Origin of the sequence: Bradyrhizobium sp. SUTN9-2, assembly GCF_003122645.1 — a bacterium.
Taxonomy (GTDB): Bacteria; Pseudomonadota; Alphaproteobacteria; order Rhizobiales; family Xanthobacteraceae; genus Bradyrhizobium; species Bradyrhizobium yuanmingense.
This window is the reverse complement of the sequence record NZ_LAXE01000001.1, coordinates 6,692,766-6,700,705: the sequence shown is the minus strand read 5'-3', so window position 1 is coordinate 6,700,705 and position 7,940 is coordinate 6,692,766. Positions and strand designations below refer to the sequence as shown.

7 protein-coding genes and 1 pseudogene are annotated in these 7,940 nt (G+C 66.2%); 5 read left to right on the top strand and 3 right to left on the bottom strand.

The features are described from left to right. The 3 genes and pseudogenes from XF30_RS31010 to XF30_RS31000 all read right to left on the bottom strand — a co-directional run. Nucleotides 1–1,344, bottom strand: a pseudogene (locus XF30_RS31010) (AMP-binding protein); the annotation flags it as partial. Between the two features lie 33 nt (nucleotides 1,345–1,377). After that, on the bottom strand, nucleotides 1,378–2,013 hold the full coding sequence (gene upp / locus XF30_RS31005; protein ID WP_109144777.1) for a uracil phosphoribosyltransferase: 636 nt from the start codon (nucleotides 2,011–2,013) through the stop codon (nucleotides 1,378–1,380). Between the two features lie 84 nt (nucleotides 2,014–2,097). Beyond that, nucleotides 2,098–2,838 carry a crotonase/enoyl-CoA hydratase family protein gene (locus tag XF30_RS31000; RefSeq protein ID WP_109144776.1) on the bottom strand — a complete coding sequence of 247 codons (741 nt, stop codon included), beginning with the start codon at nucleotides 2,836–2,838 and terminating at the stop codon, nucleotides 2,098–2,100. Nucleotides 2,839–2,923: 85 nt separating this feature from the next. Between XF30_RS31000 and XF30_RS30995 the strand changes: the two genes are divergently transcribed. From XF30_RS30995 to kdpB, 5 genes are all read left to right on the top strand, one after another. Then, complete coding sequence (locus tag XF30_RS30995; RefSeq protein ID WP_036007209.1) at nucleotides 2,924–3,505, top strand: TetR/AcrR family transcriptional regulator; 582 nt, start codon at nucleotides 2,924–2,926, stop codon at nucleotides 3,503–3,505. A gap of 164 nt (nucleotides 3,506–3,669) precedes the next feature. After that, nucleotides 3,670–3,825: a hypothetical protein gene (locus tag XF30_RS38295; RefSeq protein WP_156446730.1), complete on the top strand. Its 156-nt coding sequence runs from the start codon at nucleotides 3,670–3,672 to the stop codon at nucleotides 3,823–3,825. A gap of 11 nt (nucleotides 3,826–3,836) precedes the next feature. After that, nucleotides 3,837–3,926, top strand: a complete 90-nt coding sequence (locus XF30_RS30990; RefSeq protein ID WP_035698142.1) for a K(+)-transporting ATPase subunit F — start codon at nucleotides 3,837–3,839, stop codon at nucleotides 3,924–3,926. Between the two features lie 112 nt (nucleotides 3,927–4,038). Then, nucleotides 4,039–5,742 (top strand): potassium-transporting ATPase subunit KdpA, encoded by a 1,704-nt coding sequence (kdpA, locus tag XF30_RS30985; RefSeq protein WP_109144775.1) that lies wholly within the window; start codon nucleotides 4,039–4,041, stop codon nucleotides 5,740–5,742. Nucleotides 5,743–5,765: 23 nt separating this feature from the next. After that, nucleotides 5,766–7,883 (top strand): potassium-transporting ATPase subunit KdpB, encoded by a 2,118-nt coding sequence (gene kdpB / locus XF30_RS30980; RefSeq protein ID WP_109144774.1) that lies wholly within the window; start codon nucleotides 5,766–5,768, stop codon nucleotides 7,881–7,883. Nucleotides 7,884–7,940: the final 57 nt, after the last annotated feature.

Sequence of the window (7,940 nt, the reverse complement as noted above, 5' to 3'; positions counted from 1 at the left end):
CGACGACCTGGCGTCGGCGACACCGGTGCAGGATTTGAGCTCGTCCTCGATCTCCCCGGGCGCGACCAGGAAGCCGCCGAGCCGCATCGCATCTCCGGCGCGGGTCTCGTAGACGAACGACCCGTCGCCGCGCAGCCGGCCGATGTCGCCGGTGCGGAAGAAGCCGCCGGCGGTGATCGCCTTGCGCGTCGCCTCCGGATTGTTGAAGTAGCCGAGGAAGCGCGAGGGCGCGCTGATCTCGATCTCGCCGGAGACGCCGCTTGCGGCGAGCTCGCCCGTCTCGACATTGCGCACGCGGACTTTCGCCTCCGGGGACATCGGCCAGCCGCCGCCCTCGATCCGATCGGCAAAGGCATCACTGGGGCCGCCGATCGAGAACAGCGCCTGCACCTCGCTCGATCCGTAGAGGCCATACAGCTTCATGCCGCGCGCTTCGGCTTCCACAGCCAGCTCGCGCCAGCCGGGCTGGAACGCGGCGAAGCCGCAGACTTCGAGATGCGGAAACGGGTGTGGCGCATCGGTGAGGGCGAGGATGCGCCGGAACATCTCGTCCGAACCGAAGGAATGCGTGATGCGCTCCGTGCTGAGGATCTCCAGCGCCGGCGCTGCTTCGAAGGCATCGAGCACATGAATGGTCGCGCCGGCCGCGAGGAAGCCGAGCAGGCTCGTCATGCCGAAGGTGCCGCAGAACGGCAGCATCGCCAGGAGCGAATGACGGTGGTGATCGAGCTGGAGCGCGTCGGCGACGGAGGCGGCGTGCGCCGCCAGCGTCCGCTGCGAATGCGCGACCAGCTTCGGCCCCTTGGTCGTGCCCGACGTGGTGTAGAGCAGCACGGGCAGGTCGACATCATCCTGGCGCGGCGGAGGGGAAGGGTAAGGCGTCTCGAACGCATCGAACCGCACGCAGGGCCAGCGTGCGGGGATCGCATCCGCGCCGACCACCGCCAGCCGTTCCAGCGCGGGCACCTCGGCCTCGGCGACATCGGCGAGGATGGCGGCAAAGTCGATCGCGCGGAATGCCGCCTCGACCACCATGAGCTTCGCGCCTGACAGCTTGAGCAGGTGCGCGACTTCCGCGCTGCGGTAGCGCGTATTGACGGCGGCGATGACCGCGCCGAGCCGCGCCGCGGCGAACAGCAGCGCGAGCCATTCGACCCGGTTGACCAGCCAGACTGCGACGACGTCGCCCTTGCCGATGCCTTGCGCGGCTAGCCAGACGGCGCTCTGCTCGATCTTCGCCGAGAATTCCGCGCGAGAGACGGCTGTGCCGTCGAATACCAGGGCAGGGTCGGCGGCGGTCTTGATCCGGAGCAGCGATTGCAGCGAAAAATCGTTGGCACTCATGGCCATCGGACTAACCCGGTCGTGCAAACCTGTCTACTTGGTGCCGAACATCCGGTCGCCGGCGTCGCCCAGGCCTGGCACGATATAGCCGTGGTCGTTGAGCCGCTCGTCGATCGCGGCGGTCCAGATCGGCACGTCGGGATGCTCGCTCTGGAACTTGGCGATGCCCTCGGGCGCGGCCAGGAGGCAGACGAAGCGGATGTCGCGGGCGCCGCGCGCCTGGAGCAGGGACGCGCCGGCGCAGGCGGAATTGCCGGTCGCCAGCATCGGATCCATCAGGATCACGGTGCGGTCGGACAGGTCCTGCGGCGCCTTGAAGTAATATTCCACGGCCTGCAACGTCTCGGGGTCGCGGTAGAGCCCGATATGGGCGATGCGCGCCGAGGGCATTAGCGCCAGCATGCCGTCGAGGAAGCCGACGCCGGCGCGCAGGATCGGCGCCAGCGTGAGCTTCTTGCCGGCGATCTTGGGTGCCTGCATCGGCGCGATCGGCGTCTCGATGTCCACCAGCTCCAGCGGCAGGTCGCGCGTCACCTCGTAGGCCAGCAGCATCCCGATCTCGTTCAGGATCTCGCGAAAGCTCTTGGTCGAGCGGTCCTTCTCCCGCATCAGGGAGAGCTTGTGCTGGACCAGGGGGTGGGCGACGACGTTGACATTGCCTGTGCTCATGAAACCGCTCTACACGGTTCCGTGAAACTGCGCCAGATCGGCCAGGTAGTTTTAGGCAACGCCTTTTCCGCGGGATAGCCGGCCTCAACCGGGCAGCGCGACTGCGCTGCGCGCGCGGTTGCTTGCCTCATAGGCAGCATTGGTCAGCTCGCGGTCGATCGCCGCGCGCATGGCGTCCATGGCTCCCTGGCGCAGGCGCCGCTTTGCGGTGGCATGCGACGGCATGTGGATGGCGCGCAGGCCGGTGATGATCGTCTCGATCGTGGCGTCGACCATCTCAGGTGCAACCACCCGATCGAGAAAGCCGGCCGTCTGCGCCTCCTCGGGCTCGTACATCTCGCCAAGCGTGACGGTACGGCTGAGCCAGGCCGGATGCAGCCGGCTGCGCGCGAGCTCGATGGCAAAGCTGGGAGGCGCGATGCCGATCGCCACCTCGTTCAGCCCCATGCGGTGCGGTCCGCGCGCGCCCAGCCTGACGTCGCAGGCGAGCAGCAGGAACGTTCCCATCGGGTAAGCATGGCCCTCCATCACGCCGATGGTTGGATGCGGAAACGACATCAGCCGCAGCGCAAGCTCGGCGCCGGCCCGGACCATCTCCAGGCTCTTGGCAGCATCGCCCGAGGCGAACACTTTCAGATCGAAGCCCGCGGAAAAGATGCCGGGCCGGCCTGAGCGCAGCACCGCGATCTCTGCCTCCGTCTCGGCGCGGTCGAAGGCGGCGCCGATCTCGCCCAGCATCGCGGCCGACATCACGTTGACCTTGCCGTCGTCGAGCCCGATCCGCGCCACGCCGTCGTTCAGTTCATAGATCACTCTCTCAGCCATCTGCCTCTCTCCGTCATTGTCATGCCTTGACTGTCGGAGGCTGATGTAGACCAATCAATATAATTTTCGAGCGGAGGAGAGTGCCATGCCGGCCGTGCCGAAGCACCGTCAGCCCATCATCAATGCCGCGGTGACGCTATTCCGCCGCCAGGGATTTGCCCGCACCGGCCTCAACGACATCGTCGACGTCAGCGGCGCGCCGAAGGGGTCGCTCTATCACTACTTTCCGGACGGAAAATCCTCGATCGCGGTGGCGGCGGTGGAGGAGGCGGGCCGCCGCGTCGCGGCGACGGTCGCCGAGCTCGCGGCAGAGTGCGGCTCGACCGGCGAGCTCTTGCGCGCGCACGCCAGACTGCTGGCAGGCTGGATGCAGGGCTCCGGCTTCCGCAACGGCTGCCCGATCACGACCGTGCTGCTCGAGCTGGCGCCGCGCGAGCGCGCCGTGTCGGAGGCCGGTCGCAAGGCCTATGCGGCACGGCTATCGATCCTGCGTGACAAGCTCGTCGCCGACGGGTTTGCCAGGCCGCGGGCGGAGGCGCTGGCGGTGCTCTGCACGTCGGCGCTCCAGGGCGCGCTGATCCAGGCCCGCGTCGAGCGCAGCGGCCGGCCGATCGAGGTCACCGCGTCGGAGCTGGCGCGACTGATCGAGGCGGAGGTGAGGAGCTAGACGCCGAGGCCGGGCACCACCAGGCCTCCGCCCCGTCCGGAGCGACCGCGGGGGACGCATTGCGGGTGCGCATAGCCGCTGGCTCCCGCCGGCCTTTATGAGATTCCTATAACGCTACCATAGCCCTCACCTCGAAAAGCTATGCGCGCAGTGGCACGTCAGCGGTGAAGTTTCCGGCTGGCGATGCGCTTGCATTGAACTCGGCCGGCGATCGTGTCGTACCAAGGAGTATCGCCATGATGGACCTTTTGATGCTGGCGCTGGGCTTCTTCTTCTTTGCCCTCGCGATCGGCTACACCTATGCCTGCGAACGGCTGTGAGGGAGCGGACCATGATCTTCGATTATGCGCTCGCCGGCGCCGTCTCGTTCGGCCTCCTGATCTATCTCACCTATGCACTGCTGCGGCCCGAGCGGTTCTGAGCCGTGTTGCTGCTCGCAAAATTGCTGCTGGCCGACGCTGCGCTCGTCGCGGGCCTGCTCGCGCTGCTCCTGCCGCTTTTGCGCCGGACCAAAAGCCTGAAGGGTTAATGCCATGACTGTGATCGGTTGGTTCCAGATCATTCTTTATTGCGCGATCGTGGTCGCGCTGACCAAGCCGCTCGGCTGGTACATGACGCGCGTGTTCAACGGCGAGCGCACCTTCCTGTCGCCCGTCCTGCGGCCGATCGAGGCCGGCATCTATTGGATCTCCGGCATCGACGAGAAGCGCGAGCAGCACTGGCTGACCTACACGGTCGCGATGCTGCTGTTTCATGTCGGCGGCTTCCTCATCATCTACGGCCTCATGCGGCTGCAGCCCGTGCTGCCGTTCAATCCAGCCGGCCAATCCGCGGTCGCCGAGGATCTGTCCTTCAACACCGCGATCTCCTTCATCACTAATACCAACTGGCAGAACTACGGCGGCGAGAGCACGCTTTCCTATCTGACCCAGATGGTCGGCCTGACGCACCAGAATTTCCTGTCGGCGGCCACCGGCATCGTGCTCGCTGTCGCGCTGATCCGCGGCTTTGCCCGCGCCTCTGCTCGAACCGTCGGCAATTTCTGGGTCGATATGACCCGCTGCACGCTCTATATCCTGCTGCCGATCTGCATCGTCTACACGCTGTTCCTGGTCTGGCAGGGCATCCCGCAAACGCTTGGCGACTACGTCGAAGCGACCACGCTCGAGGGCGCCAAGCAGACCATCGCGGTCGGCCCAGTGGCCTCGCAGGTCGCGATCAAGATGTTAGGGACCAATGGCGGCGGCTTCTTCAATGCCAATGCCGCTCACCCCTTCGAGAACCCGACCGCGCTGTCGAATTTCGTGCAGATGCTGTCGATCTTCGTGCTCGGCGCGGCGCTCACCAACGTGTTCGGCCGCATGGTCGGCAACCAGCGCCAGGGCTGGGCGATCCTCGCCGTGATGGGCGTGCTGTTCGTCGCAGGCGTCGCCGTTTGCTATTGGGCTGAAGCCAGCGGCACCACGACCCTGCATGCACTCGGCCTGACCGGCGGCAACATGGAGGGCAAGGAAGTCCGCTTCGGCATCGTCGCGTCCTCGCTGTTCGCGGTGATCACCACCGCCGCGTCCTGCGGTGCCGTGAACGCCATGCACGACAGCTTCACCGCGCTTGGCGGCATGGTCCCGCTGATCAACATGGAGTTAGGGGAGATCATCGTCGGCGGCGTCGGCGCCGGCCTATACGGCATGCTGCTGTTCGTCGTTCTCGCGATCTTCGTCGCAGGCCTGATGGTCGGCCGTACGCCGGAATATGTCGGCAAGAAGATCGAGGCCCGCGAGGTCAAGATGGCGATGCTCGCGATCCTGATTCTGCCGCTGATGATCCTGGGCTGGTCGGCCGTCGCGGTCGTGCTGCCCACCGGCGTTGCCTCGATGGCGAATGCGGGCCCGCACGGCTTCTCGGAAGTGCTCTACGCCTATACGTCGCAGACCGCCAACAACGGCTCCGCCTTCGCCGGCCTGACCGGCAACACCCCGTTCTACAACCTGACGGGCGCATCCGCGATGTTCGTCGGCCGCTTCTTCATGATCGTGCCGGCGATGGCGATCGCAGGCTCGCTCGCGGCCAAGAAATCGATCCCGCCGTCGATGGGCACTTTCCCGACCACCGGAGGCCTGTTCGTCGGCCTCGTCGTCGGCGTCATCCTGATCATGGGCGGCCTGACCTTCTTCCCGGCGCTCGCACTCGGCCCCATCGTCGAGCATCTCGCAATGAACGCCGGCAACGTCTTCTGATCTCGCTTTTCGGAGTGACCTCCATGGAACCTGTCCACAAATCCCACAAGCGCATGCCGGTCTCGGCGATGCTGGATCCCAAAATCGTCGTGCCGGCGATCGGCGCTGCCTTCACCAAGCTCGATCCATGCGCCATGATCAAGAACCCCGTGATGTTCGTGGTCGAGATCGTGGCCGCGCTCACCACCGTGATCTTCCTGCGCGATCTCGTCACCGGCGGGGAGAATCTCGGCTTCACCTTCCAGATCATCCTCTGGCTGTGGTTCACCGTGCTGTTCGCCAATCTCGCCGAAGCCGTGGCCGAGGGCCGTGGCAAGGCGCAGGCCGAGACGCTGCGCAAGACTCGCACCGAGAGCCAGGCCAAGCTCCTGAGCGGCGCGGGCCGTGACTACAAGCTCGTGCCGGGCACGAGCCTGAAGGTCGGCGATCTCGTGCTGGTCGAGGCGGGCGACACCATTCCTTCCGACGGCGAGGTGGTCGAGGGCGTCGCCTCCGTCAACGAGGCCGCCATCACCGGCGAGTCCGCGCCCGTGATCCGCGAATCCGGCGGCGACCGTTCGGCGGTGACGGGCGGCACGCAGGTGCTGTCGGACTGGATCCGGGTGCGCATCACCGCCGCGCAGGGCTCGACCTTCATCGACCGCATGATCAAGCTGGTCGAGGGCGCCGAGCGGCAGAAGACGCCGAACGAGATCGCGCTCAACATCCTGCTCGCCGGCCTCACCATCATCTTCGTGTTCGCCACGGTGACGATCCCGAGCTACGCCGCTTATGCCGGCGGCTCGATCTCGGTGGTCGTGCTGGTCGCTCTGTTCGTGACGCTGATCCCGACCACGATCGGTGCGCTGTTGTCGGCGATCGGCATCGCCGGCATGGACCGCCTGGTGCGCTTCAATGTGCTGGCGATGTCGGGCCGCGCGGTCGAGGCCGCCGGCGACGTCGACACGCTGCTGCTCGACAAGACCGGCACCATCACCCTCGGCAATCGGCAGGCGACCGCCTTCCGTCCCGTGCGCGGCGTCGCCGAGCAGGACCTGGCGGATGCCGCCCAGCTCGCCTCGCTCGCGGATGAGACGCCGGAAGGCCGCTCCATTGTCGTGCTGGCCAAGGAGAAGTACGGCATCCGCGGCCGCGACATGGCCGAATTGGGCGCGACCTTCGTGCCGTTCACGGCGCAGACCCGCATGAGCGGCGTCGACGCCGGCGGCTCGTCGGTGCGCAAGGGCGCGGTCGATGCCATCCTCAATTATATCGCCGGCAGGGCGCCGACCGCGATCTCCTCCGGTACTGCGGCACGGGCGATGCAGCCCGCGGCCCTATCCGAGGCGGGCCGCGAGATCAGCGCCATTGCCGACGAGGTCGCCAAATCGGGCGGCACGCCGCTGGCGGTCGCCAAGGACGGAAAGCTGCTCGGCATCGTCCAGCTCAAGGACATCGTGAAGGGCGGTATCCGCGAGCGCTTCGCCGAACTGCGCCGCATGGGCATCCGCACCATCATGATCACCGGCGATAACCCGATGACGGCGGCCGCCATCGCCGCGGAAGCCGGCGTCGACGATTTCCTGGCGCAGGCAACGCCCGAGGACAAGCTCAAGCTGATCCGTGACGAGCAGGCCAAGGGCAAGCTGGTGGCGATGTGCGGCGACGGCACCAACGACGCGCCGGCGCTCGCCCAGGCCGACGTCGGCGTCGCCATGAATACCGGCACTCAGGCCGCCCGGGAGGCCGGCAACATGGTCGATCTCGATTCCAACCCGACCAAGCTGATCGAGGTGGTCGAGATCGGCAAGCAGCTCTTGATGACGCGCGGTGCGCTGACGACGTTCTCGATCGCCAACGACGTCGCCAAATATTTTGCGATCATCCCGGCGATGTTCCTGGCGTTCTACCCTCAGCTCAACGTCCTCAACGTCATGAACCTGTCGAGCCCGCAGAGCGCCATCCTGTCGGCGATCATCTTCAACGCGCTCGTCATCATCGCGCTGATCCCGCTCGCGCTGAAGGGCGTCGCCTATCGCGCCGTCGGTGCCGGCGCACTGCTCCGCCGCAACCTCCTGATATACGGGCTCGGCGGCATCGTCATTCCCTTCATCGGCATCAAAGCGATCGATCTCGCGGTGACCGCCTTGCATTTGGCTTGAATTCGTCATTGCGAGCGAAGCGAAGCAATCCAGAAATATCTCAGCAGTTGATAGCCT